This is a genomic window from Methylophilus sp. DW102 (genome assembly GCF_037076555.1).
Taxonomy (GTDB): Bacteria; Pseudomonadota; Gammaproteobacteria; order Burkholderiales; family Methylophilaceae; genus Methylophilus; species Methylophilus glucosoxydans.
Map to the genome: position 1 here is coordinate 2,570,568 of NZ_AP029023.1, position 23,601 is coordinate 2,594,168.

39 protein-coding genes and 1 tRNA gene are annotated in these 23,601 nt (G+C 47.2%); 8 read left to right on the top strand and 32 right to left on the bottom strand.

All coding sequences use genetic code 11. The features are described from left to right. Window positions 1-212: 212 nt before the first annotated feature. Together AACH41_RS12090 and AACH41_RS12095 are read left to right on the top strand one after the other, a co-directional pair. Window positions 213-413 (top strand): ANTAR domain-containing protein, encoded by a 201-nt coding sequence (locus AACH41_RS12090; protein WP_228518840.1) that lies wholly within the window; start codon window positions 213-215, stop codon window positions 411-413. 147 nt (window positions 414-560) lie between these two features. Continuing rightward, window positions 561-636 (top strand) — tRNA-Val (locus AACH41_RS12095). Window positions 637-660: 24 nt separating this feature from the next. On the opposite strand, the gene radC is transcribed toward AACH41_RS12095, so the two are convergent. Together radC and AACH41_RS12105 are read right to left on the bottom strand one after the other, a co-directional pair. Continuing rightward, entirely contained in the window at window positions 661-1,335 is a 675-nt protein-coding gene (radC, locus tag AACH41_RS12100) for a DNA repair protein RadC (RefSeq protein ID WP_338655367.1), read from the bottom strand. An 18-nt stretch (window positions 1,336-1,353) separates the two neighbouring features. After that, the gene (locus tag AACH41_RS12105) at window positions 1,354-2,121 is read right to left on the bottom strand and encodes a hypothetical protein (RefSeq protein ID WP_338655369.1); all 768 of its coding nucleotides are present in this window, start codon (window positions 2,119-2,121) and stop codon (window positions 1,354-1,356) included. A gap of 100 nt (window positions 2,122-2,221) precedes the next feature. On the opposite strand from AACH41_RS12105, the gene coaBC reads away from it, so the two are divergent. The 5 genes from coaBC to rpmG all read left to right on the top strand — a co-directional run bounded on the left by coaBC (window position 2,222) and on the right by rpmG (window position 6,687). Further along, the gene (gene coaBC / locus AACH41_RS12110) at window positions 2,222-3,418 is read left to right on the top strand and encodes a bifunctional phosphopantothenoylcysteine decarboxylase/phosphopantothenate--cysteine ligase CoaBC (RefSeq protein ID WP_338655372.1); all 1,197 of its coding nucleotides are present in this window, start codon (window positions 2,222-2,224) and stop codon (window positions 3,416-3,418) included. A gap of 102 nt (window positions 3,419-3,520) precedes the next feature. Further along, on the top strand, window positions 3,521-5,593 hold the full coding sequence (locus AACH41_RS12115; RefSeq protein WP_338655374.1) for a TonB-dependent receptor: 2,073 nt from the start codon (window positions 3,521-3,523) through the stop codon (window positions 5,591-5,593). A gap of 122 nt (window positions 5,594-5,715) precedes the next feature. After that, entirely contained in the window at window positions 5,716-6,168 is a 453-nt protein-coding gene (gene dut, locus AACH41_RS12120; protein WP_194748713.1) for a dUTP diphosphatase, read from the top strand. A 95-nt stretch (window positions 6,169-6,263) separates the two neighbouring features. Then, window positions 6,264-6,500 (top strand): 50S ribosomal protein L28, encoded by a 237-nt coding sequence (rpmB, locus tag AACH41_RS12125; RefSeq protein WP_018986249.1) that lies wholly within the window; start codon window positions 6,264-6,266, stop codon window positions 6,498-6,500. Between the two features lie 31 nt (window positions 6,501-6,531). Further along, complete coding sequence (gene rpmG, locus AACH41_RS12130) at window positions 6,532-6,687, top strand: 50S ribosomal protein L33 (protein ID WP_013441158.1); 156 nt, start codon at window positions 6,532-6,534, stop codon at window positions 6,685-6,687. Between the two features lie 68 nt (window positions 6,688-6,755). Here rpmG and AACH41_RS12135 read toward each other — a convergent pair whose 3' ends face one another. Both AACH41_RS12135 and mgtE read right to left on the bottom strand, forming a co-directional pair. After that, window positions 6,756-8,048: a mechanosensitive ion channel domain-containing protein gene (locus tag AACH41_RS12135; protein WP_338655391.1), complete on the bottom strand. Its 1,293-nt coding sequence runs from the start codon at window positions 8,046-8,048 to the stop codon at window positions 6,756-6,758. Window positions 8,049-8,058: 10 nt separating this feature from the next. Further along, entirely contained in the window at window positions 8,059-9,516 is a 1,458-nt protein-coding gene (mgtE, locus tag AACH41_RS12140) for a magnesium transporter (protein WP_338655394.1), read from the bottom strand. A gap of 78 nt (window positions 9,517-9,594) precedes the next feature. Here mgtE and AACH41_RS12145 point away from each other — a divergent pair, with 78 nt between their 5' ends. Next, entirely contained in the window at window positions 9,595-9,843 is a 249-nt protein-coding gene (locus AACH41_RS12145; RefSeq protein ID WP_338655395.1) for a glutaredoxin family protein, read from the top strand. A 42-nt stretch (window positions 9,844-9,885) separates the two neighbouring features. Here the strand turns inward: AACH41_RS12145 and rplQ are convergent, their stop codons facing one another. The 28 genes from rplQ to rplC all read right to left on the bottom strand — a co-directional run bounded on the left by rplQ (window position 9,886) and on the right by rplC (window position 23,580). After that, window positions 9,886-10,272 carry a 50S ribosomal protein L17 gene (gene rplQ, locus AACH41_RS12150; RefSeq protein WP_194748717.1) on the bottom strand — a complete coding sequence of 129 codons (387 nt, stop codon included), beginning with the start codon at window positions 10,270-10,272 and terminating at the stop codon, window positions 9,886-9,888. 33 nt (window positions 10,273-10,305) lie between these two features. Then, window positions 10,306-11,292, bottom strand: a complete 987-nt coding sequence (rpoA, locus tag AACH41_RS12155; protein ID WP_194748718.1) for a DNA-directed RNA polymerase subunit alpha — start codon at window positions 11,290-11,292, stop codon at window positions 10,306-10,308. A gap of 56 nt (window positions 11,293-11,348) precedes the next feature. Continuing rightward, entirely contained in the window at window positions 11,349-11,978 is a 630-nt protein-coding gene (gene rpsD, locus AACH41_RS12160) for a 30S ribosomal protein S4 (protein WP_194748719.1), read from the bottom strand. A gap of 47 nt (window positions 11,979-12,025) precedes the next feature. Further along, the gene (rpsK, locus tag AACH41_RS12165) at window positions 12,026-12,415 is read right to left on the bottom strand and encodes a 30S ribosomal protein S11 (protein ID WP_018986256.1); all 390 of its coding nucleotides are present in this window, start codon (window positions 12,413-12,415) and stop codon (window positions 12,026-12,028) included. A 39-nt stretch (window positions 12,416-12,454) separates the two neighbouring features. Beyond that, window positions 12,455-12,817: a 30S ribosomal protein S13 gene (gene rpsM, locus AACH41_RS12170; protein WP_194748720.1), complete on the bottom strand. Its 363-nt coding sequence runs from the start codon at window positions 12,815-12,817 to the stop codon at window positions 12,455-12,457. Window positions 12,818-12,925: 108 nt separating this feature from the next. Then, a complete protein-coding gene (gene rpmJ, locus AACH41_RS12175) occupies window positions 12,926-13,039 on the bottom strand; it encodes a 50S ribosomal protein L36 (protein WP_081620790.1) in 114 nt (37 codons plus the stop codon). 24 nt (window positions 13,040-13,063) lie between these two features. Beyond that, the gene (gene infA, locus AACH41_RS12180) at window positions 13,064-13,282 is read right to left on the bottom strand and encodes a translation initiation factor IF-1 (protein WP_194748721.1); all 219 of its coding nucleotides are present in this window, start codon (window positions 13,280-13,282) and stop codon (window positions 13,064-13,066) included. Between the two features lie 3 nt (window positions 13,283-13,285). Continuing rightward, entirely contained in the window at window positions 13,286-14,599 is a 1,314-nt protein-coding gene (gene secY / locus AACH41_RS12185) for a preprotein translocase subunit SecY (protein WP_018986259.1), read from the bottom strand. A gap of 24 nt (window positions 14,600-14,623) precedes the next feature. After that, a complete protein-coding gene (gene rplO, locus AACH41_RS12190; protein WP_275356358.1) occupies window positions 14,624-15,061 on the bottom strand; it encodes a 50S ribosomal protein L15 in 438 nt (145 codons plus the stop codon). A 2-nt stretch (window positions 15,062-15,063) separates the two neighbouring features. Then, window positions 15,064-15,258, bottom strand: a complete 195-nt coding sequence (rpmD, locus tag AACH41_RS12195) for a 50S ribosomal protein L30 (protein WP_019881237.1) — start codon at window positions 15,256-15,258, stop codon at window positions 15,064-15,066. A 2-nt stretch (window positions 15,259-15,260) separates the two neighbouring features. Continuing rightward, window positions 15,261-15,770: a 30S ribosomal protein S5 gene (rpsE, locus tag AACH41_RS12200; RefSeq protein WP_018986262.1), complete on the bottom strand. Its 510-nt coding sequence runs from the start codon at window positions 15,768-15,770 to the stop codon at window positions 15,261-15,263. Between the two features lie 14 nt (window positions 15,771-15,784). Continuing rightward, the gene (gene rplR, locus AACH41_RS12205; protein ID WP_194748723.1) at window positions 15,785-16,138 is read right to left on the bottom strand and encodes a 50S ribosomal protein L18; all 354 of its coding nucleotides are present in this window, start codon (window positions 16,136-16,138) and stop codon (window positions 15,785-15,787) included. Window positions 16,139-16,212: 74 nt separating this feature from the next. After that, window positions 16,213-16,746 (bottom strand): 50S ribosomal protein L6, encoded by a 534-nt coding sequence (rplF, locus tag AACH41_RS12210; RefSeq protein ID WP_338655403.1) that lies wholly within the window; start codon window positions 16,744-16,746, stop codon window positions 16,213-16,215. 11 nt (window positions 16,747-16,757) lie between these two features. Then, window positions 16,758-17,153 (bottom strand): 30S ribosomal protein S8, encoded by a 396-nt coding sequence (rpsH, locus tag AACH41_RS12215; RefSeq protein ID WP_194748725.1) that lies wholly within the window; start codon window positions 17,151-17,153, stop codon window positions 16,758-16,760. Between the two features lie 14 nt (window positions 17,154-17,167). Beyond that, entirely contained in the window at window positions 17,168-17,473 is a 306-nt protein-coding gene (gene rpsN, locus AACH41_RS12220) for a 30S ribosomal protein S14 (protein ID WP_194748726.1), read from the bottom strand. Window positions 17,474-17,476: 3 nt separating this feature from the next. Then, entirely contained in the window at window positions 17,477-18,016 is a 540-nt protein-coding gene (rplE, locus tag AACH41_RS12225) for a 50S ribosomal protein L5 (RefSeq protein WP_194748727.1), read from the bottom strand. Between the two features lie 8 nt (window positions 18,017-18,024). Further along, the gene (gene rplX / locus AACH41_RS12230) at window positions 18,025-18,342 is read right to left on the bottom strand and encodes a 50S ribosomal protein L24 (protein WP_194748728.1); all 318 of its coding nucleotides are present in this window, start codon (window positions 18,340-18,342) and stop codon (window positions 18,025-18,027) included. A 17-nt stretch (window positions 18,343-18,359) separates the two neighbouring features. Then, window positions 18,360-18,728, bottom strand: coding sequence for a 50S ribosomal protein L14 (gene rplN, locus AACH41_RS12235; protein WP_018986269.1), 369 nt, complete (start codon window positions 18,726-18,728; stop codon window positions 18,360-18,362). A gap of 211 nt (window positions 18,729-18,939) precedes the next feature. Continuing rightward, complete coding sequence (gene rpsQ, locus AACH41_RS12240) at window positions 18,940-19,197, bottom strand: 30S ribosomal protein S17 (protein WP_275356359.1); 258 nt, start codon at window positions 19,195-19,197, stop codon at window positions 18,940-18,942. Continuing rightward, on the bottom strand, window positions 19,194-19,388 hold the full coding sequence (gene rpmC / locus AACH41_RS12245; protein ID WP_194748729.1) for a 50S ribosomal protein L29: 195 nt from the start codon (window positions 19,386-19,388) through the stop codon (window positions 19,194-19,196). The genes rpsQ and rpmC overlap by 4 nt, the downstream gene beginning before the upstream one ends. A gap of 11 nt (window positions 19,389-19,399) precedes the next feature. After that, a complete protein-coding gene (rplP, locus tag AACH41_RS12250) occupies window positions 19,400-19,816 on the bottom strand; it encodes a 50S ribosomal protein L16 (protein WP_055827127.1) in 417 nt (138 codons plus the stop codon). Further along, window positions 19,800-20,516 carry a 30S ribosomal protein S3 gene (gene rpsC, locus AACH41_RS12255; RefSeq protein WP_194748730.1) on the bottom strand — a complete coding sequence of 239 codons (717 nt, stop codon included), beginning with the start codon at window positions 20,514-20,516 and terminating at the stop codon, window positions 19,800-19,802. The genes rplP and rpsC overlap by 17 nt, the downstream gene beginning before the upstream one ends. Window position 20,517: 1 nt before the next feature. After that, window positions 20,518-20,856 (bottom strand): 50S ribosomal protein L22, encoded by a 339-nt coding sequence (rplV, locus tag AACH41_RS12260; RefSeq protein ID WP_194748731.1) that lies wholly within the window; start codon window positions 20,854-20,856, stop codon window positions 20,518-20,520. Window positions 20,857-20,866: 10 nt separating this feature from the next. Beyond that, entirely contained in the window at window positions 20,867-21,142 is a 276-nt protein-coding gene (rpsS, locus tag AACH41_RS12265) for a 30S ribosomal protein S19 (RefSeq protein WP_018986275.1), read from the bottom strand. Between the two features lie 5 nt (window positions 21,143-21,147). Next, window positions 21,148-21,981: a 50S ribosomal protein L2 gene (gene rplB, locus AACH41_RS12270; protein ID WP_194748732.1), complete on the bottom strand. Its 834-nt coding sequence runs from the start codon at window positions 21,979-21,981 to the stop codon at window positions 21,148-21,150. A gap of 11 nt (window positions 21,982-21,992) precedes the next feature. Next, entirely contained in the window at window positions 21,993-22,307 is a 315-nt protein-coding gene (gene rplW, locus AACH41_RS12275; RefSeq protein ID WP_018986277.1) for a 50S ribosomal protein L23, read from the bottom strand. Continuing rightward, window positions 22,304-22,930 (bottom strand): 50S ribosomal protein L4, encoded by a 627-nt coding sequence (rplD, locus tag AACH41_RS12280; RefSeq protein WP_194748733.1) that lies wholly within the window; start codon window positions 22,928-22,930, stop codon window positions 22,304-22,306. Before rplD ends, rplW begins: the two co-directional genes overlap by 4 nt. Then, on the bottom strand, window positions 22,930-23,580 hold the full coding sequence (gene rplC, locus AACH41_RS12285; protein WP_049637763.1) for a 50S ribosomal protein L3: 651 nt from the start codon (window positions 23,578-23,580) through the stop codon (window positions 22,930-22,932). The genes rplD and rplC overlap by 1 nt, the downstream gene beginning before the upstream one ends. Between the last annotated feature and the right edge of the window lie 21 nt (window positions 23,581-23,601).

Genomic DNA, 23,601 nt, shown 5'->3' on the forward strand with positions numbered 1-23,601 from the left:
CTCCTCCTAGCGAACTGGTGCAACTGCACTGTGGTGGTGCAGACTAGTTAGAACAGCGCCGCCATCAAAAAAGAAAGGTCCCGCCTGTTTCCTGATTAGAATCATATTGTTATCAAAGCTTATCCAGCTGGCATACAGTTTGCTAAAACTCTAGCAGTAATAATCTGATTAAACGATCAATGAGACCACCCAATTCTGTTATGGCTTCTGGCATGCCTCCCGTTCCACGCGACATTCTGAGTCTTGAAGACCAGAAGTTGGTGGATAGCGCGCGTGACATTCTCATGCATCAGCGCGATCTCAGCGAAGACCAGGCTTATTCACTCCTGGCTGAAATGGCTTTTAAGCGTAAAACCGGCATCGCCGATATTTCGCTACAGTTAGTCAACATCACCAAACGACTCACCACCTAAAGCCACCATCCTTGAACCAGAATCGTCCTTGACGGTTTCTGGCGATCCATCAGCCGCGTCAACATCTGCAGTCTTTCACATTTATTCCGGGTAACTGCTTGCACTAAAAAAGAGTTTCGGTATAATGCGCGCTTCGTTGCAAGGCACGGGTGCTTAGCTCAGTTGGTAGAGCGTCGCCCTTACAAGGCGAATGTCAGCGGTTCGACCCCGTTAGCACCCACCACTCCCAGCCTTCAGCAGATCAGCTTTAAATCATCCCCTGCTCGCTAAAAGAAAACGTCTCCTGCTTGGCGACGATAATGTGATCCAGCACTTTCACATCCACCAGCATCAACGCTTCTTTCAAACTGTGGGTTAATTGCTCATCGGCTCGACTCGGACTGGCGACCCCACCGGGATGATTATGGCTCAGGATCACCGCGGCCGCATTGAGCGCCAGCGCACGTTTAACCACCTCACGCGGATAAACATTGGTTTGCATCAAGCTGCCTTCGAATAAGGTTTCATAGGCGATCAGCCGATTTTGCGCATCTAAAAACAAAATACCAAACACTTCGCGCTGCAAGGCCGACAGTTGTAACTGCAAATAATCCTTCACCTGGCGTGGCGAGCGAAAACTGTCATTTTGCTGCAAGGTTTCGCCCAAGGCTCGCTTGCTCATTTCCAGCACCGCCTGCAACTGGCAATATTTACTCACCCCCATGCCAGACACCCGTGACATCTGTTTAAGATCTGCTGAAAACACGCCATTCAGGCTATGAAAATGTTGCAACAACTCTCTCGCCAAATCCACAGCGGTTTTACCAGCCACCCCAACACGTAAGAAAATCGCCAATAACTCTGCGTCCGATAATGACACTGCGCCGGTGCGCAGCAATTTTTCGCGTGGCCGTTCCTGTTCCGGCCAATCTGTAATTGCCATGTTGCCCCCCTTTATCGCCTAATGCAGCCAACCGATCTCACGTGCTGTCGGTCGACCAATCACCACTTCATCCAAACTTTTTGCCATGCGCGAGGTTTGCGTAGATTGAGGGATCTGGCCCGCCATCAGCTCGGCCATGGATTGCGGATACAGCGGCTGGGCATAGGGCTCTGCATATCCTTGCGGAAACTGGGGCTGATGGGTGTTGAGGTCGTATTTATCTGTGGCACTCAGGGTATGCAGCAGCTCATGGGCCACAATGACAGCATTCACAGAGTGCTGGCTGTTTTCGGCAAACAAATTGACACGGCCGATGCGGCCTTTGTGCAAGGCGGTGGAGTGACGTAAATGCCGTTGCCGGGCCGGATCGTGATAGAGCAAATACAACTTGATGTCTAGCGGGACACCAACCTCCGGCTGATGCCGCCAGCCAAACCAGCGAAATTGCAGACTCCACAAAATAATCTCATGCAACGGCGCACTCACTGCAGGTGGCGCAGGTGGCACCTCATGAATTTCCGGGCCAAGATAAAACGTGATTGGCCGCCTCAAGGGCAATTGATATTTGGCAGCCTCCCGCGAGAAAAAGGCCGCCAACTGTTCAAAATCCTCAGCCCGCAAGCTTGCAATATACGCGGCTGAAGTCGCAGAGCCATCGGCATTGACCGGATATAAAGCTACCTTGAGCGGATGCCGCCATTGCAGGACTTCGTACTCTTGCCAAAGCTGCAATAAAGCCGCACTCACCACTACTACCCAGAAGAAAATTCGGACTGTCTTTATCATGCCTGCCACCCAAAGGATGGATAGATGTTAACATGTTTAAAGACAGCCGGCGGCGCTCAAAAATGCTTCGATGCGCGCTTTTGCAGTTAAAATACTTGCCATGAATGCGATCTACGCAAAACCTTTGAATATTCTGCTGGGCGTCACTGGCGGCATCGCTGCTTACAAAACAGCAGAATTGGTGCGCTTGCTGATTAAACAAGGCCACCGTGTACAAGTGGTGATGACTGAAGCAGCCACCCACTTTATCACCCCAACCACCTTGCAAGCCTTGTCCGGGCAACCCGTTTTTATCGATAGCTGGGATCAGCGTATCGCCAATGGCATGCCGCACATTGAGCTCAGCCGTCAGGCAGATGCCATCCTGGTTGCACCAGCCAGTGCCGATTTTATGGCCAAACTGGTGCATGGCTTTGCCAACGACCTGCTCTCCACCTTATGCCTTGCACGTGAGTGCCCACTTCTGGTTGCACCCGCCATGAACAGACAAATGTGGGAGAGTGCGGCGACCCAGCGCAACGTGCAACAACTCAGGCAAGATGGCGTCACCGTCCTGGGGCCGGACAGCGGTGAGCAGGCATGTGGCGAAGTCGGGCAAGGTAGAATGCTGGAACCAGATCACCTGCTGGAGGCCCTCACCCGTTTTTTCACACCCAAGTTATTGGCTGGAAAAAACATCCTGATAACTGCAGGTGCGACCATGGAAATGCTGGATCCGGTGCGTGGCATCACCAACCTGAGCAGTGGCAAAATGGGCTTTGCTCTGGCGCAAGCCGCCACCCGTATGGGCGCAACGGTCACGCTCGTCTATGGCCACCATCAAGTCACGCCTCCCGAAGTCAGCCAAGCCTGCTTCGCGGGCAGCGCCGGTGAGATGTATCAAACCGTGATGCAGCATATTGCCAACCAAGATGTATTTATTGCCGTCGCCGCCGTGGCCGACTACCGACCACAACAAATATCAGAGCAAAAAATCAAAAAGAGTGAGTCTACACTCACCTTAGCGCTGATCAAAAACAAAGACATTCTGGCAGATGTCGCGTCCTTGCCTAATCCGCCTTACTGTGTCGGTTTTGCAGCAGAGTCAGAACAAATACTCGAACACGCCCGACAAAAACGGCTGGCGAAGCGGATTCCCATGATTGTGGCGAATCATGCCAATTCCGCCTTGGGCAGTGACCGCAACACAGTGACCATCATAGATGACCAAGCTGAAACGCCCCTGCAAGCCGATGAAAAAATTAATATCGCGTTCGAGATTCTGTGCCATCTGCATGCGAGACTTGATCCACATTAAATATCTTCAGGCCTCCTCAGTATTTTCATGAAAATACTGAGGAGCGAAAGCTTACGCACAGCTTACAATCGCGCGATTCGATTTTAAGTAGAAAGTTAGAACATGCGCGTATTCCGCCTCACGCCTTTATCGATGGCTATCGCAACCGCCTTCATCGCCCCCACCAGCGGATTGGCAGATGAAGAAAAAGCCGTCACCCTGTCTCCGATTGTGGTCACAGCCACCCGACAAGCACAAAACAGCTTTGACCTCCCTGTCGCGATTGACGTCGTAGAGCAAAAAAACATCAAAGATGGCCAACTGCAAATCAACCTCTCGGAAAGTCTGATTCGCGTACCCGGCATTACCGCGCAAAATCGCACGCAGCAGGCACAAGATCCACAAATTTCCAGCCGGGGTTTTGGTGCACGTTCATCGTTTGGGGTGCGTGGCATTCGTATTTATGTCGACGGCATTCCGCTGACCATGCCAGATGGCCAAGGCCAACCCGGCGTAGTTGACCTGTCAGCAATTAAAAGTATAGAAGTCATGCGCGGGCCATTCTCTTCGCTTTACGGCAACTCGTCCGGTGGCGTAATTCAAATGTTCACCCAAGATGCCCCTGCAACGCCAACACTAGGTGCAACCGCAATGTTTGGCAGCTATGACACCAAACGCAACATCTTGGAAGCCTCCGGCCAGCTTGAAGGGATGGAATACATGCTGAATGTTTCTAACTTTGAGTCTGATGGTTACCGTGACCATAGTAGAAGCAACAAGCAGATGGCCACTGCCAAATTCAAATTCAACCTCACAGAAGATACCAAAGTCACCACTTTAGTTAACTGGTTTGATCAAGATGCCCAGGATCCTGGTGGATTGACGAAAGCTGATGTTGCAAGTGATCGAAAAGGGGTCGTTCCAGCTACTCTGAACGCGAACACAAGAGTATCTCGCAGCCACACGCAAGTTGGTTTTAATTTTGAACATACAATCAACCCAAACAATACAATCAACTTGATTACTTATGTTGGCACGCGCGAAAACAACCAGATTTTGGCAACAAATGCGACAGGATCGAATGCTAGATCAAGTCAAATTTCCAGAGAGTTCTATGGTTCAGACTTACGCTGGGACAATAGAGGTGAGGTAGCAGGAAAACAATACAATATCAGCCTTGGACTGAATTATGGAAAATCGACTGATGCGCGCAAAGACACCAATATTCAGGGAACAGGCTTAGGCCCTAATAGAATCGAAGATAATATTGTCGATAACTTCGACCAATACATTCAAGGAAAACTTGCGTTAACCGATAATTTTGACGTGCATGCTGGTGTTCGTCATACAAAAGTCACTCTAAAAGTAAATGACCAGTTAACTCCACCTGATAATAGCGGCTCAGTTGACTACCAAAAGACTAACCCTGTTTTGGGAGCCACCTGGAAAGTTACACCAGCGCTCAATCTTTATGCAAATTTTGGCAAAGGATTTGAGACACCCACTTTTATTGAAGCTGCTTACAATAGTACGGCCGCCTCTGCGACACCAAATTTAACGCTCAAACCGAGTCAAAGTAACAATTATGAAGTAGGTGCCAAAGCATATATTACTGACTCCTCCTTACTTACACTAACTGCATTCAGGATTAACACCCAAGATGAACTCGTTGTTTCTGCAAACAGTAATGGGCGATCAGTTTACGCGAATGCGAACAATACTAAACGTTACGGTACCGAGATATCCCTTGATACCCGTTATGAAAACAATATCACCACTTACTTTTCATACTCATTTCTCAATGCGAAATATAGCTCGTCCTATGTTGGAAATAACGGACTGATTGAATCGGGTAATTACATCCCTGGTACATATCGAAATCAACTTTACGGCGAGGTGGCTTGGAAATATCAGCCTTTGGGATTTTATACAGCGTTAGAGGGAAGATATAACAGCAAAGTTTATGTTGATGATATTAACTCGCAAAGCGCATCTTCTTATACAATTTTTAACCTGCGCGCAGGCCTCGAACAAAATCTCAGTCATTGGAATTTTAAAGAATATATTAGATTAGAAAATATGTTTGATCGCGAGTACATAGGTGCTGTTCGCGTCAATGATACCAATGCACGTTTTTATGAGCCTGCTGCAGGTCGCAATTACCTCGTTGGAATAAATGCACAATACAAGTTCTAAAGAAGAATCTCTTCTTAAAAGCCAGCATCCGCTGGCTTTTTTATTGAATAGCCTTGCCGCGATTAGTGATTTTCGACGCCATTTCGTGTTTAATAGCGCAATCAGTTTCTGGAGCCAGCCGCATGTCAATTACCGTAGACCTTAAAATCCTTGATCCTCGTTTGCATCATATGATGCCAAGCTACGCGACGCCTGGGTCTGCAGGGCTGGATTTAAGAGCATGTATTGAACATACGCAAACCATACAAGCGGGGGAAACCATCATGATCCCGACCGGTATGGCGATTCATATCGATAACACTTATTACGCTGCCATGATTCTGCCGCGCTCTGGCTTGGGCCATAAACATGGCATCGTATTGGGCAACCTGGTCGGCCTGATTGACTCTGACTATCAGGGGCAGCTGCTGGTCTCGTGCTGGAACCGCAGTAAAGAACCGTTTATTTTGAACCCGATGGAACGTATCGCGCAGATGGTGATTGTGCCGGTAGTGCAGGCAGATTTTCATATCGTGGATGAATTTACCAGCAGTGAACGCGGTGAAGGCGGCTTTGGCAGCACAGGCAAGCACTAATTATTTGAAAAGTTGCAATAATTGCTTGATTTGATCATAGATTTCAATCTATAATCTCGCTCTTTCTGAAAAGATAAAAGTATTTGGAGACAACCATGGCACGTGTATGTCAGGTAACCGGTAAAAAACCAATGGTGGGCAACAACGTTTCCCACGCACAAAACAAAACAAGACGTCGTTTCTTGCCTAACTTGCAAAACCGTAAGTTTTGGGTTGAGAGCGAAAACCGCTGGGTAAGCCTGCGCATTACTAACGCCGCTTTGCGTACCATCGACAAAAATGGTATCGATGCAGTATTGGCTGATTTGCGCGCTGCTGGCGAAAAAATCTAACTCGCAGCACTAGTGAGCAAAGGACAATATCATGCGTGAAAAAATCAAATTGGAATCCAGTGCTGGTACAGGTCATTTCTATACCACCACTAAAAACAAACGTACCATGCCAGAGAAAATGGAGATCAAAAAATTTGATCCAGTTGCTCGCAAGCATGTCATGTACAAAGAAACTAAATTGAAATAATTTCAGTTTCAAGTGTTTAATAAAAAAGCCTGCATATGCAGGCTTTTTTATTGGCCGTGATTCATCGTTTATTCATCGCCATTAACAGCGTTTGAAGAGGAAATAATACGGACCTCCTGCTGTGGGTATGGAATCCGAATATTATTGGCTTTGAAGCGCCGCCAAATCTCATAATAAATGTCACTTTGTAATTTGGCTGTACCTTCCTCAGGGTTGGGAACCCAAACCGCTAATACTAAATCAATGCCATTCTGACCAAATGACTTGATTGTCACATCTACCGCCGTATCATCCTGTATGGTGCGCTCATGTGTTCTGCCGATTTCTTTTAATAACTGTATCGCCAGATCAAGATCGCTTTCATAGGAGATCTGAATAGGAATAGGCACCTTGGCTGTATGTACTGCAGAGGTATGATTGATTACCACATCCGTAATCATCTTCTCGTTAGGAATGATGATTTCTGTCGAATCGGGCTTCTGCAGGATCATGTAGCGAGAGCGCAACTCTTGCACAACACCATGATGCTCCCCAATGGTAATCAGGTCACCCATGTGCAGAGACTTATCCATCAAAATGATAAAGCCGCTCACGTAGTTACTGGCGATCTTTTGTAAGCCAAACCCCAACCCAACACCGAGCGCGCCCCCAAAGACGGACAACATGGTGACATCTATGCCCACCGCCGCCATGGACATCAGCAAGGCAATCACAATCGCCACCATGCGCACCAGCTTGACCATAATCACGCGCCAGTTGCCATTGATATTGGTAGCAGCCATCAAGCGCATCTCAATAATGCGGCTCAGCCACAATGCCACCAGCATGGTAATGACGATGGTCAGACTGCCTTGAAGCAGCAACAACAGGTTCAGCTTTTGCCTGCCGACAGTGAATTTCACGTCTTCGAGAATCTGCAATGCCGGATCGAGAAAACCGCTGATATGCAAAGCAACAATGACCCAGACACACCAGGCGATCACGCGCTCAAACGAATGCAGCCAGGCGCCAGGTGAAAAGACATAACGCAATACATAAACAAAACTGCGAATCACCACCATCGCCAGCAGCATGCGCACTGACAGCTTGATCAGCCCCACATGCATCCAATGCTCCAGGCTGAGCCGGGTAATCAGTAACATTAAAAATGCGACCAGAGGAAAAAACAGCCGCTCAATTCCGCCCAGCAGTATTTTGTACACGATGTTTACGCGCCCTGCCGCAATTTGCTTGCGTAAGTGCAGATTTAACAGCCCGCTGACAGCAAGCACGGCACCAATGATAAATAATTGCCATAACGCCGACACCGAGCTCAGGTCGTGCGCAATTTCTTTCCAGAGAATATCAATATCGCTATCCATGTATTACCGCTTATAACAAGAAGATGGTGGCCAGGCCGAGAAAAATCATAAAGCCGCCGCTGTCGGTGATTGCCGTAATGAGGACGCTGGATCCCACGGCGGGGTCACGATCCAGTTTATTCATCACCAAAGGAATGGTGACGCCAATAATGGCCGCCAACAACAAATTAAGTGTCATCGCCGACATCATGACCAGCCCCAAGGCCGCGCTATGATAGAGCCAAAAAGCGATCAGGCCGAGCACACTGCCCCAGATTAAGCCATTCAGCAAAGCCACGCCCATCTCTTTTTGCAACAGAGACTTCATGTGATAGCCAGAAATTTGCCCCAAAGCCAGACCGCGTACAATCATGGTGGTGGTTTGGTTACCGGAATTGCCGCCTATGCCGGCAACAATCGGCATCAGTGCAGCCAACGCTACAATTCGCTCAATACTACCCTCAAACAAGCCAATGACTCGGGAAGCAACCAGCGCCGTCACCAAGTTAATTGCCAACCACGCCCAACGGTTTTGCACCGACTTCCAGATAGAAGCAAAGAAGTCTTCTTCTTCGCGCAAACCAGCCAAAGACAGCATTTCCGCCTCGGCCTCTTCACGAATGATATCCATCACCGTATCCACGGTAATCCTGCCGACCAGCTTGCGATTATTATCTACCACCGGGGCAGTTACCAAGTCATAACGTTCAAACGCCATCGCCGCCTGGTCCGCCATATCCTCAGGGTGAAACACCACAGCATCGGTAGACATGATATCGCCGACTTTGGTCTCCGGATCATTCAGAATAATACGCTTGAGTGGCAACACCCCTTGCAGGATGTCATCGCGATTAATGACAAACAACTTGTCGGTATGGTCGGGAAACTTAGGCAATCTGCGCAGATAGCGCAAGACCACTTCCAGCGTGATATCGTCCCGAATGGTCACAATATCAAAATCCATGATCGAACCGACAGTATCATCGGGATAAGACAGCGCAGACTGCAAACGCTCACGATGCTGTGTATCCAGGCTATACAGCAGATCCTGCAATACATCTTTAGGTAAATCAGGCGCAAGATCAGCCAGCTCATCGGTGTCAAGCTGCTCGGCGGCTGCCAGCAACTCTTCGCTATCCATGTCGGCGATCAGTGTCTGGCGCACCGCATCCGACACTTCGAGCAAGATCTCGCCATCGCGTTCTGCTTTTACCAGATCCCAAACCATTAAACGATCGTCTAATGGCAGCGACTCCAGAATATAGGCAACGTCGGCCGGATGTAGCTGATCCAATTTGTGCTGCAGCACATTCAAATTCTGCCTGTGTACCAGCGTCTCAACCAGATCATGATTCGGCATATCCTGCCTATGCACGACATGCTCAACCAGCTTGTGTTTACCCAATAAATGGATCACTTGCTGCAAAGTCTCACTGAGGCTTTCTTTGCCTTCAATTACTTTTTCATCATGTTCGTGAATTTCTGTCATGCAGGATCCAATATTGAGCAGCCGTTATTTTTTGCAGGTATTATTGTACAAAGCGTTGATGACACTACCTAGACTTTTATGCAAAAGCCATTGATATTATTTGGCACCGTTGGGTGCCATCTCTGTGAGGATGCAGAGCGTATTTTGCAGGCCTTAAAACTGCCTTACCAATACGTAGACATTATTGAAGATGAAAAATTGCTAGAACGCTATCAAATCAGCATTCCAGTATTGTTAGAAAACACGTCAGATCAGGAGAATATACTGGCTTGGCCTTTTAATAGCGAACAAGTCAGTCAATGGCTGTTATCGCATCGTACCAAATAAAAAAGCCAGCGATTGCTGGCTTTTTTATTGATGCGTCAGAACTTACTCTGCAGCTGGTGCTTCTGCAACTTCTGGACGGTCTACCAACTCAACAAACGCCATAGGCGCATTGTCACCGTTGCGGAAACCACATTTCAGAATACGCAGATAACCACCATTGCGTGCATTGTAACGTGGACCCAGTTCACCGAACAGTTTACCAACGATGTCACGATCACGCAGACGGCTGAACGCCAAACGACGGTTTGCCAGTGTAGGTGTTTTACCTAAAGTGATCAGAGGCTCAGCGTACTTACGCAGCTCTTTTGCTTTTGGCAAAGTTGTTTTGATCACTTCGTGACGCAGCAAAGAGGTCACCATGTTGCGGAACATGGCAGCACGGTGGCTGCTGGTTCTGTTCAATTTACGATTGCTATTACCGTGACGCATAGTAATTTCCTTAAGTATTTATCTTATTAGAAATTAAGCTTTTTCCAAGCCAACAGGTGGCCAGTTTTCCAGCTTCATTCCCAGTGTTAAGCCTTTGGAGGCCAACACATCTTTAATTTCATTCAATGATTTTCTACCCAGGTTAGGCGCCTTCAGCAATTCGTTTTCAGTACGCTGAATCAGATCACCAATGTAGAAAATGTTTTCTGCTTTGAGGCAGTTGGCAGAACGTACTGTCAATTCCAGATCATCTACTGGACGCAACAGGATAGGATCTACCTGTGGAGCTGCTTTCACTTCAACGTCAGCAGAAGCACCTTCCAGGTTCGCAAATACTGACAACTGACCAATCAGGATACGTGCAGCATCACGAATCGCCTGCTCAGGCTCGATGATACCGTTGGTTTCCACATCCATAATCAGCTTGTCGAGGTCAGTACGCTGCTCAACACGGGCACTTTCAACATGATAGCTGACTTTGTTGATCGGGCTGAAAGACGCATCCACCATCATGAAGCCCAACACACGGTCTTCATCGTTGGCTTTTTGACGCGCTGGAACAGGTTGATAACCACGACCCATTTCAACTTTCACTTCCAGATTCAACTTACCGCCTTTAGTGATGTTAGCAAGGATATGATTTGGGTTCACAATCTCAGCATCATGACCCACTTCAAAATCACCAGCTGTCACAATCCCTTCACCGCTTTTGCTCAAAACCAGAATGGTTTCAGTTTTGTTGTGCAGTTTTAAAGCAACACCTTTGAGGTTAAGCAAGATATCAACAACATCTTCTTGCACACCTTCGATCGTGGAGTACTCATGTACGACACCATCGATTTTTACTTCAGTAATGGCAAAACCCGGAATGGAAGAGAGCAAGACTCTTCTTAACGCATTACCCAAGGTATAGCCAAAGCCACGTTCCATTGGCTCCAAAGTCACACGTGCGCGGAGTGGCGTTATCACTTCAACGTCAACAACACGTGGCTTCAAATAATCTGTAGGGTTATTTTGCATACAATTCCTTGAAGTAATTGGGTATTAAAAAATAAACCTTAGCCTAGACTAAGCGATTACTTAGAATACAATTCAACGATCAATGATTCATTGATGGTAGCAGGCAACTCATCACGCTGAGGTTTAGCCTTAAACTTACCAGACAATGCTTTGACGTCGACTTCCAACCACTCAGGGAAACCACGCTGTTCAGCTGCTTCAACAGCTGCTTTAATACGCAATTGTGTTTTTGCTTTATCAGCCACAGAAATCACGTCACCAGCCTTCACTTGATAGGAAGGAACGTTTACGCGCTTGCCGTTAACCAAAATAGCGTTATGACGGACCACTTGACGTGCTTCAGAGCGAGAACCTGCCAAACCCATGCGGTATGCAACGTTGTCCAAACGGGACTCCAGCAACTGCAACAGGCTCTCACCAGTAATGCCTTTTTGACGGTCAGCTTCAGCGTAGTAAGTACGGAATTGACCTTCCAATACGCCGTAGATACGACGTACTTTTTGTTTCTCACGCAGTTGGACACCATAGTCTGACAAACGTGAGTTACGGCGTTGACCATGCTGACCTGGTGCGAAGTTGCGCTTTTCGATCGCGCATTTGTCTGTAAAGCATTTTTCTGCTTTCAGAAACAGCTTTTCACCTTCACGACGGCATTGACGGCATTTAGGGTCTAAATTTCTAGCCAAAATAGTTCTCCAGTAATCGATTCGCTAATCTGTGACAGCGAAATGAATTAAATTCTGCGTTTTTTCGGTGGACGGCAACCGTTATGAGGTACCGGGGTCACATCCGTAATGCTAGTGATTTTGAAACCAGCAGCATTCAACGCACGCACAGCAGATTCACGACCTGGACCTGGCCCTTTAATACGCACTTCCAGATTCTTCACACCAGACTCCTGAGCGGCTTTACCAGCCACCTCAGAAGCTACCTGAGCAGCAAAAGGAGTACTCTTACGTGAACCTTTAAAACCTTGACCACCGGAAGTAGCCCATGACAATGCATTGCCTTGACGATCGGTAATCGTGATAATCGTGTTGTTAAAAGAAGCGTGCACGTGGGCAATACCCTCGGCAATATTCTTTTTAACTTTTTTTCTAACGCGTACATTAGCTTTTGCCATGTTGTACTGTCCTTAATATTTACTTTTGTTCAATAAAGATTATTTAGCTTGTTTGATCGCTTTAACCGGACCTTTGCGTGTACGCGCATTGGTTTTGGTACGCTGACCGCGCACTGGCAAACCACGACGATGGCGAATACCGCGGTAGCAACCCAAGTCCATCAAACGTTTGATATTCATGGTCACTTCACGACGCAAATCACCTTCTACAGTGTATTTAGCCACTTCGTCACGCAGCTTCTCTACTTCTGCATCGCTCAAGTCTTTAACCTTTACAGTAGTTAAAACACCAGCTGCAGCACAGATCTTCTGCGCAGTATCGCGACCAATACCATAAATAGAGGTCAACGCAATTTCTGCATGTTTGTGGTTTGGGATATTTACCCCGGCAATACGAGCCATACTTAAACTCCAATAATCAATCGTTTTTCACGATCAAACTTGTGCGTAGAAAAGAAAAGCCGCATATTATATCAGCTTCACTATGCTCTCACAAGCAATTGTTTACCATTAACCTTGACGTTGTTTATGACGTGGGTCAGTACAAATAATGCGAACAACACCGCGACGTCTTACGACTTTACAGTTACGGCATAATGTTTTAACTGATGCGCGAACTCTCATCTTACTTTCCTTTAATTAATTCACTTACTTTGCGCGGAATGTAATTCGCGCACGGGTTAAATCATAAGGGGTCATCTCAACCGTGACTTTGTCACCTGGCAGAATACGGATGTAATGCATACGCATTTTGCCTGAAATGTAACCAAGTACTGTATGACCATTTTCCAGTTTCACTTTAAAAGTTGCATTCGGGAGATTTTCAACAATCTCCCCCTGCATCTCAATGCGATCCTCTTTTGCCATCTTCTACTTACCCGTCCCCTTAAAGTTTGCCTTTTTCAGCAAGCCTTCATACTGTTGCGACATCAGATGAGATTGCACCTGCGTCATAAAGTCCATCGTCACAACAACGATAATCAACAATGAAGTTCCACCAAAATAGAACGGGGTATTAAATTTCAACACTAAAAACTCTGGCAATAAACAAACCAGCGTAATGTACAGCGCACCAATCAATGTCAAACGACCCATGATGCGGTCAATATATTTTGCGGTTTGCTCACCTGGGCGAATACCTGGCACAAATGCGCCACTCTTCTTCAGGTTATCTGCAGTTTCCTTGGGATTGAACACCAATGCCGTGTAGAAAAAAGCAAAAAACAAAATCGCTGCAGCAAACAACAAGATGTATAAGGGCTGACCAGGCGACAGTTTTGCACTGACGTCCTTGAGCCAATACATGTGCTCACTGCTACCAAACCAACCAGCTAAAGTAGCCGGGAATAAAATAATACTTGAAGCAAAAATCGGTGGAATCACACCAGACATATTTAGCTTCAAAGGCAAATGCGTCGATTGACCGCCGTAAATGCGGTTACCAACCTGACGCTTTGCGTAATTCACTGTGATTTTGCGTTGACCGCGCTCAACAAAAACCACCAGAGCTGTCACTAAAATCACTGCCACAAACAGGAACATCACTAATGGAATAGAGAATGCGCCTGTTTTAGCCAAATCCAAGGTGCTACCAATTGCATGCGGCAAGCCCGCTACAATCCCGGCAAAAATAATGATAGAAATACCATTACCAATGCCACGCTCGGTAATCTGCTCACCCAACCACATCAGGAACATCGTCCCGGCCACCAGTGTGGTAACTGCAGTGATGCGGAAAGCAAAGCCAGGATCCAATACCAGACCAGCCTGACCTTCAAGTGCGATCGCAATACCCAGCGCCTGGAAAGTCGCTAACAATACCGTGCCGTAACGCGTGTACTTCGTGATCTGGCGTCTACCAGCTTCACCTTCTTTTTTCAGCTGCTCCAACTGTGGTGAAACCACCGTGAGCAACTGCATAATAATCGACGCAGAAATGTAGGGCATGATCCCCAGGGCAAATACGGTAAAACGCGACAGCGCCCCACCAGAGAACATGTTAAACATGCCCAAAATGCCATCTTTCTGCGTGTCGAACAACTGCTTCAACACTGTAGGATCAATGCCTGGCACTGGAATATGTGCTCCGAGGCGGTAAACCACCAATGCACCCAACAAGAACCACAAACGGCTTTTTAATTCGCCAAGTTTGCCAACGGAACTTAAGATATTATCCTGTGCCAAGCTGATACTCTCTTTTGACTACGTTTATACTTCCAGCACTTTGCCGCCAGCTGCTTCAATGGCTGCCTTAGCACCTTTGGTCAACAACAACCCTTGCACTTGAACCTTGGCTGAAACTTCACCAGACAGATAGACTTTCACTGCCTTCACAGCAGCTGGAACCAATTTCGCTGCTTTCAATGCCAAGATATCAACCACCTCAGCATCAACCAAAGCCAACTCGCTAGTACGAATACGTGCGGTGTCTGCATGAGTCAGGGAGTTAAAACCACGTTTAGGCAAGCGACGTTGCAAAGGCATTTGACCGCCTTCAAAACCTACTTTATGGAAACCGCCAGCACGGGATTTTTGACCTTTGTGACCACGGCCACCAGTTTTACCCAAGCCAGAACCAATCCCACGACCTAAACGACGAGGTGCTTTTTTTGCGCCTGCAGCAGGCTTAATCGTGTTTAATTGCATGATTATTCAACCTTCAAAAGATAACTCACAGCGTTGATCATGCCGCGAATTTCAGGAGTGTCCTGCACTTCTACAGTGTGGTGCATACGACGCAAACCCAAGCCACGAACAGTAGCTTTGTGTGCTTCAATACGACCAATCAAACTTCTTACCAGCGTCACTTTCAAAGTAGCGCTTTCTTTTTTTGCTTTAGCCATGATTAACCTCTGATTTCTTCTACGGTCTTACCACGTTTAGCGGCGATTTCAGCCGGTGTATTCATGGATGCCAGACCATTCAAGGTCGCGCGAACCAGGTTGTAAGGATTGGTTGAACCAATACTCTTTGCAACGACGTTAGTCACACCCATTACTTCGAAGATCGCACGCATTGCGCCACCAGCAATAATACCGGTACCTTCAGAAGCTGGCTGAATCAGCACTTTAGCGGCACCGTGAACACCGGTCACTGCATGGTGTAATGTGCCATTGTTCAGGTTCACTTTAACCATACTGCGACGGGCTTCGTCCATGGCTTTTTGTACAGCCACAGGCACTTCACGTGCTTTACCTTTACCCATACCAACGGCGCCATCACCATCACCAACCACGGTCAGCGCAGCGAAGCTCATGATACGACCACCTTTAACCGTTTTACTTACACGGTTAACGGTAATCATCTTTTCGCGCAAACCGTCAGTTTGCTGCTGTTGTTCAATATCTTTAGCCATTCTTTATCTCACCCTTAGAATTTGAGACCAGATTCACGGGCAGCGTCAGCCAAAGCCTTGATACGACCGTGATACTTGTAGCCTGAACGATCAAATGCAACAGTGGTAATACCTGCTTTTGCTGCTTTTTCAGCAATACGCTTACCAATCAGGGTTGCAGCTTCGATGTTGCCGCCATTTTTCAGTTGTTGACGCACTTCAGCCTCAACGGTGGATGCACTCGCCAACACGCGATCGCCAGTTTCAGCAATAATCTGTGCGTAGATATTGGTGTTGGTGCGATGTACACTCAAACGTGTCACTTTCAACTCGGCGATTTTGGCACGGGTTTTACGTGCTCTGCGCAAGCGGTTATTTACGTTTTTCATTGAATTTACCTTTAATGTTGAATCACTGTTCAGGCGAGCTTCTAATTAGGAGCTGTAACCTACAAGTGTCTTACTTATTTTTTCTTGGTCTCTTTGATGACCACCACTTCGTCCGCATAACGAACACCTTTACCTTTATAAGGCTCTGGTGCACGATAAGCACGAATTTGAGCAGCCACTTGACCAACCACTTGCTTGTTGGCGCCTGTCAACACTACTTCAGTAGGAGTAGGTGTCTGTACAGTCACGCCTTCAGGCATTTTATGGTTGATTGGGTGGGAATAGCCCAACTCCAGGTTCAAGGTAGAACCCTGAGCATTGGCTTTGTAACCCACACCGATCAGTGACAGCTTACGGGTAAACCCGGCAGAAACACCTTGCACCATATTGGCCAGCAATGCGCGGGTTGTACCTGACATCGCTCTTGCATGCTGTGTTTCACCATTCGTTTGAACCAACAACTGCTCACCATCGCGAACCACTGAAATATCAGCAGACAACGCTTGAGTCAACTTACCCAAAGGGCCGCTCACCGCGACTTCTGAGGCTGAGATTACAACTTCTACTTTCGCAGGAATTGCAATCGGATTTTTAGCAACACGTGACATATTGATTCTCCTTAGGCCACGATGCACAGAACTTCGCCACCAATACCGGCAGCTTGTGCTTTACGATCGGTCATCACGCCTTTGGATGTTGAAACAATCGTCACACCCAAACCGTTCATTACTTTAGGCAGATTTTCGCTACCTTTATAAACACGCAAACCTGGCTTGGATACGCGCTCGATCTTCTCAATCACTGGACGACCTGCGTAATATTTCAGGCTAATGTTCAAAACTGGCTTACCGTCATTGTTTTGAACGTTGAAATCGTCGATATAACCTTCATCTTTCAACACATTTGCAATTGCACCCTTCAACTTGGAAGCAGGCATTGAAACGGTTGTTTTATTCGTACGTTGCGCGTTACGAATACGGGTCAACATATCGGCAATCGGATCACTCATACTCATGTTCTATTCCTCCGTTACCAGCTGGCCTTGGTGACACCTGGTACGTGACCAGCCATCATCAATTTACGCAACTCGTTACGTGCGATACCAAATTTACTAAACACACCACGTGGACGACCAGTCAAAGCACAACGATTACGTGTGCGAACAGGACTGGAATTACGTGGCAAACTTTGCAATTTCAAACGTGCAGCCATGCGATCTTCAACACTGGCAGACTGGTCATTCACAGTAGCAACCAATTCAGCTCGTTTAGCTGCAAATTTTTTAACGGTTTCGCGACGCTTTTGCTCGCGCTCTGTCATACATACTTTTGCCATGACTTAACCTCTGAAAGGGAAACTAAACGCAGCCAAAAGAGCTTTCGCTTCTTCGTCTGTTTTTGCTGTTGTGGTAATTGTGATATTCATCCCGCGCAGCGCATCGATCTTGTCGTACTCGATTTCCGGGAAAATGATCTGCTCTTTTACACCCATGTTGTAGTTACCACGGCCATCAAATGATTTGCCGGAAATACCACGGAAGTCACGGATACGTGGAATAGCCACAGTGATCAGGCGATCCAGAAACTCATACATGCGCTCACGACGCAGAGTTACTTTACAACCAACAGGATAGTCATCACGGATTTTAAATGCAGCCACAGACTTTTTAGCCTTGGTCACAATAGGTTTCTGACCGGCAATTTTCTGCATATCAGACACCGCATTTTCCATGACTTTCTTGTCAGCAACGGCTTCGCCCACACCCATGTTCAGGGTAATTTTTTCGATACGAGGCACCTGCATTGGAGAGGTATAACCAAATTGTTCTGTCAATTTGGCCACTACTGTATCGTTATAATACTGTTTTAAACGTGCCATATTTATTCCTATGCGTCGATAGACTCGCCGCTAGATTTGAATACACGAATCTTGCGACCATCTTCCAGTACCTTAAAACCAACACGATCAGCTTTTTGTGTTGCAGCGTTGTAAATCGCCACATTGGAGCCGTCAACCGGCATTTCCTTGCTGATGATGCCACCAGTGATACCACGCATGGGGTTAGGACGAGTGTGTTTTTTCACTACATTCAAACCTTCAACCACTACATGGCCGCTTGGCAAGACGCTCAAAACAGTACCTGTTTTGCCTGCATCTTTACCTGTATTCAAAATGACCTGGTCACCTTTGCGAATTTTGCTCATTTGATTGTCTCCAAGCCTTACAACACTTCAGGCGCCAGTGAAACAATCTTCATGAAGCGCTCACTACGCAATTCACGTGTCACAGGGCCAAAAATACGTGTACCAATCGGCTCCAGCTTGTTGTTCAACAACACTGCAGCATTGGCATCAAATTTAACTAACGAACCATCTGGACGGCGAACACCTTTAGCAGTGCGCACAACCACAGCGTTGTAGATTTCACCTTTCTTGACGCGACCACGCGGCGCAGCATCTTTCACGCTGACCTTGATGATGTCGCCAATGCTGGCGTAACGACGCTTGGAACCACCCAAAACTTTGATACACTGAACGGAACGCGCACCAGTGTTATCGGCCACTTCCAGCCGAGATTGCATTTGAATCATGAGAAATAATCTCCAACTTAATCCGTTATAACCACTACCAGCCGCCCGCTTTTTGAACTTGCGCCCAAAAAACACGTTAAGGCCAATAGACCACGGTCAGTATTGGGGTGCCAGCTACATGCCAACTAAGGCGGGCACCGAAAAGTCCAACATTATACAACCAAAAAAACGCTTATGACAAGCGTTTTTCCGGTTTTATATATTTGAAGCCTTATTTAGCTTCGATTTTGCTTACGATCCAAGTTTTGGTCTTGGAGTATGGGCGGGTTTCTGTGATCGTCACAACATCGCCTTCGTTACATGCATTGTTTTCATCATGTGCATGGAACTTGTTCGATTTCACAACCACTTTACCAATCAAAGGGTGTTTCACTTTACGCTCGACAAGCACAGTCACGGTTTTATCCATCTTGTTGCTTACGACGCGGCCAGTCAAACTGCGTACAACTTTCGCTTTTTCAGTCATCATGCCTGTTTCGCCTTCTCAGCCAGCACGGTCTTGACGCGAGCAACATCTTTGCGCACTTTAGCCAGCTGATCCACTTTGTTCAATTGTTGAGTCGCCAATTGCATACGCAATGAAAACTGCGCACGACGCAACTCTACCAACTCGTTATTGAGCTCATCTGCCGATTTTGCTCTGAATTCTGAAGCTTTCATTTAACTACTCCTTAACTGCCAATTTGACGGGTCATGAATGTAGTTTCAATTGGCAACTTAGCAGCAGCCAATTTGAAAGCTTCGCGAGCCAACTCTTCGCTCACGCCATCCATCTCGTACAACATTTTGCCTGGCTGAATTTGAGCGATGTAGTAATCAACACTACCTTTACCATTACCCATACGCACTTCAGCTGGTTTCTTAGAGATTGGTTGGTCAGGAAACACACGGATCCAAACGCGACCACCACGTTTAATGTGACGAGTCATCACACGACGGGCAGCTTCAATCTGGCGTGCGGTCAAACGACCACGACCAATCGCTTTTAAACCAAATTCACCAAAGCTTACCTTGTTACCAGTAGTCGCAATGCCTTTATTACGACCCTTTTGCATCTTGCGGTATTTCTGTCTAGCTGGTTGCAGCATCTTTAGCCCTCGGCTTTCTTACTTTTTTCTCTGGCTCAGCATCGGCAACCGCAGCATTAGCAGCAGCGTTGTCACCAAAAATCTCGCCTTTGAATACCCAAACTTTAATCCCGATAATACCGTAGGTGGTAGAAGCTTCTGCCACACCATAGTCGATATCAGCACGCAGTGTATGGAGAGGCACACGACCTTCGCGATACCACTCTGTACGTGCAATTTCGATACCGTTCAAACGACCGGAACTCATAATCTTGATGCCTTGTGCACCCAAACGCATTGCATTTTGCATGGCGCGTTTCATGGCACGACGGAACATCACACGCTTTTCCAATTGCTGAGCAATCGACTGTGCGATCAATGTTGCATCTAACTCTGGCTTACGCACTTCTTCAATGTTCAGGTGAACAGGCACGCCCATCAACCCTTGCAGAGTAGAACGTAAAGACTCGATGTCTTCACCTTTTTTACCAATCACAACACCTGGACGGGCACTGTGAATTGTAATTTTTGCGTTTTTAGCCGGACGCTCGATAATAATTTTGCTTACAGCAGCGCTTGCCAGTTTCTTGTTCAAGAACTCACGCACTTTGATGTCGCCTTGCAACATCGCAGGGAAGTTCTGGCTGTTAGAGTACCAACGTGAGGCCCAGTTTTTCTGAACGCTCAAACGGAACCCAATTGGATGAATTTTCTGTCCCATATTATTCCTTTGAGTCACCGACTGTCACATGAATATGACAGGTTGGCTTCGTAATACGACCAGCGCGACCTTTTGCACGTGCACGGATACGCTTCATCACCAAGCCTTTATCGACATAAATTGAAGTCACCTTCAACGTATCGATATCAGCACCATTGTTATGTTCAGCGTTAGCAATGGCTGACTCAACCACTTTTTTGATGATCTCAGCACCACGCTTGGGCGTGAATGCCAGGATATTCAGCGCTTGATCAACTTTTTTGCCACGCACAAGGTCAGCCACCAAACGCGCTTTTTGCGGAGAAAGGTGTACGCCTTTTAAAACTGCAGTCACTTGCATTATCAGCCCCTTACTTCTTCGCTTTTTTATCAGCCGCGTGACCCTTGAATGTGCGTGTCAACGCAAATTCACCGAGCTTGTGACCAACCATGTTTTCAGAAATCAACACAGGCACATGCTGTCTGCCGTTGTGCACTGCGATGGTTAAACCAATGAAATTTGGCAAAACTGTCGAGCGACGTGACCAAGTTTTGATTGGTTTGCGATCGCGACCCGCAACAGCGGTTTCGACTTTCTTCGCCAAATGTGCATCCACAAATGGACCTTTTTTAATAGAACGTGCCATAGCGATTACCTTACATTTCTCGGACGACGACTTACGCGCATGTTATCGGTACGCTTGTTCTTACGAGTACGATAACCCTTAGTTTTCTGACCCCATGGTGACACAGGGTTCATACCGGCAGCAGTACGGCCTTCACCACCACCGTGCGGGTGATCAACCGGGTTCATCACCACACCACGTACGGTTGGACGGATACCGCGCCAGCGCATCGCACCAGCTTTACCGATAGAACGCAATGAATGCTCTTCGTTACCCACTTCACCCAGGGTTGCCTTGCAATCCACGTGCACACGGCGAACTTCACCAGAGCGCAAACGTAACTGAGCATAAGAACCTTCACGTGCCAACAGCTGTACAGAAGTACCAGCTGAACGGGCGATTTGGGCACCTTTACCTGGCTGAATCTCGATGCAGTGAATGGTGCTACCAACTGGAATATTGCGCAGCGGCAAAGCATTACCAGCACGGATAGGCGCTTCAGAGCCGCTCAACAGTTGCGCACCGGCAGCGATGCCACGTGGCGCAATGATGTAACGACGCTCACCATCCGCGTAGCACAACAAAGCAATGTTTGCTGTACGGTTTGGATCGTATTCGATACGCTCAACAGTTGCAGGAATACCATCTTTGTTACGGCGGAAGTCGACAATACGGTAATGCTGCTTATGACCACCACCTTGATGACGAGTGGTAATACGGCCATTATTGTTACGACCTGCGTTCTTGCTTTGACTTTCCAACAGCGGCGCGTAAGGCTTGCCTTTATGCAAATCTGGTGTAATGACTTTCAATACACCGCGACGACCGGGGGAAGTTGGTTTGACTTTAACTAATGCCATGTCTTCTCTCCTTATTCGCCAGCTGCGAAGTTAATTTCTTGACCTGGCTTCAAGCTCACATAAGCTTTTTTCCAGTCACTACGCTTACCCATGCGACGACCAGCGCGCTTCACTTTACCTGCGACATTAATCACAGACACAGAAGCCACTTCGACCTTGAACACCAATTCAACAGCCGCCTTAATTTCTGGCTTGGTCGCATCAGTACGCACTTTAAAAGCAATTTGCTGATGCTTGTCAGCAATGAATGTTGCTTTTTCAGTAATTTGTGGAGCCAAAATCACTTGCAACAAACGATCTTGTGTTTTTGTAGCTGCGGTAATCATGCCAAGATCTCCTCAAGTTTCTTCACAGCACCGGCTGTGACCAAAACGTTAGGGAAACGCACCAGACTTACTGGATCAGCATATTGCGCTTCAACCACCAATACGTTTGGCAGGTTACGGGAAGACAAGTACAAATTCTCATCAAAACCATCAGTCAACAGCAAAACACCGCCATCGATGCCCAGAGCATTGATTTTCTGTACGAATTGTTTAGTTTTTGGCGTATCAACAGTGAAACTGTCTACCACCTTCAAACGGTCCTGACGCACCAGTTCAGACAAAATCGTCTGCATACCAGCACGGTAAGCCTTACGGTTCACCTTGTGGCTATAGTTTTCGTTAGGACTGTTTGGGAATGCACGACCGCCTCCACGCCAAATCGGGCTGGATGCCATACCGGCACGGGCGTTACCAGTGCCCTTTTGTGCATATGGCTTGTGTGTCGTGTGAGCTACAGTAGCACGTGTTTTTTGAGCACGGGTTGCGGTTCGGGCATTTGCCATATAAGCAACAACCACTTCATGCACCAATGACTCATTAAATTCACGACCGAACGTCACATCAGAGGCATCTACGCCTTTTTTAGCAACCTTGCCGTTTTGATCAATAAGTTTCAGTTCCATTATTTAGCCCCTTTCGCTTTGATGGCTGGACGTACAACGACATTGCCACCTTTGGAGCCAGGCACGGAACCTTTAATCAACAACAGGTTACGCTCTACGTCTACACGGACGATTTCCAGGTTTTGGGTTGTGACTTTAGCATCCCCCAAATGACCAGGCATGCGCTTACCAGGGAATACTCGACCTGGATCCTGCGCCATACCGATAGAACCTGGTACGTTATGTGAACGTGAGTTACCGTGAGATGCACGGTTAGAGGAGAAGTTGTGACGCTTGATCGCACCGGCAAAACCTTTACCGATGGACGTACCCGTCACATCAACCAACTGACCAACGGAGAAAATGTCTACAGTGACATTGCCGCCCACTTGGAAGTTAGCCAATACATCTTCAGCCACATTGAATTCTTTAATACCAGCACCGGCAGCAACGCCAGCCTTGGCATAATGACCAGTCAACGCTTTGTTGATACGGCTAGCACGACGCTCACCATAAGCAACCTGAAGGCCAGTATAACCATCAGTTGCGACTGTCTTTACTTGTGTCACGCGGTTAGGAATCACTTCCAGCACTGTCACAGGAACGCTTGCGCCTTCTTCTGTAAAAATGCGGGTCATGCCCACCTTGCGACCAATAAGCCCTAAGCTCATGATCAGTTCCTTATAATAGTT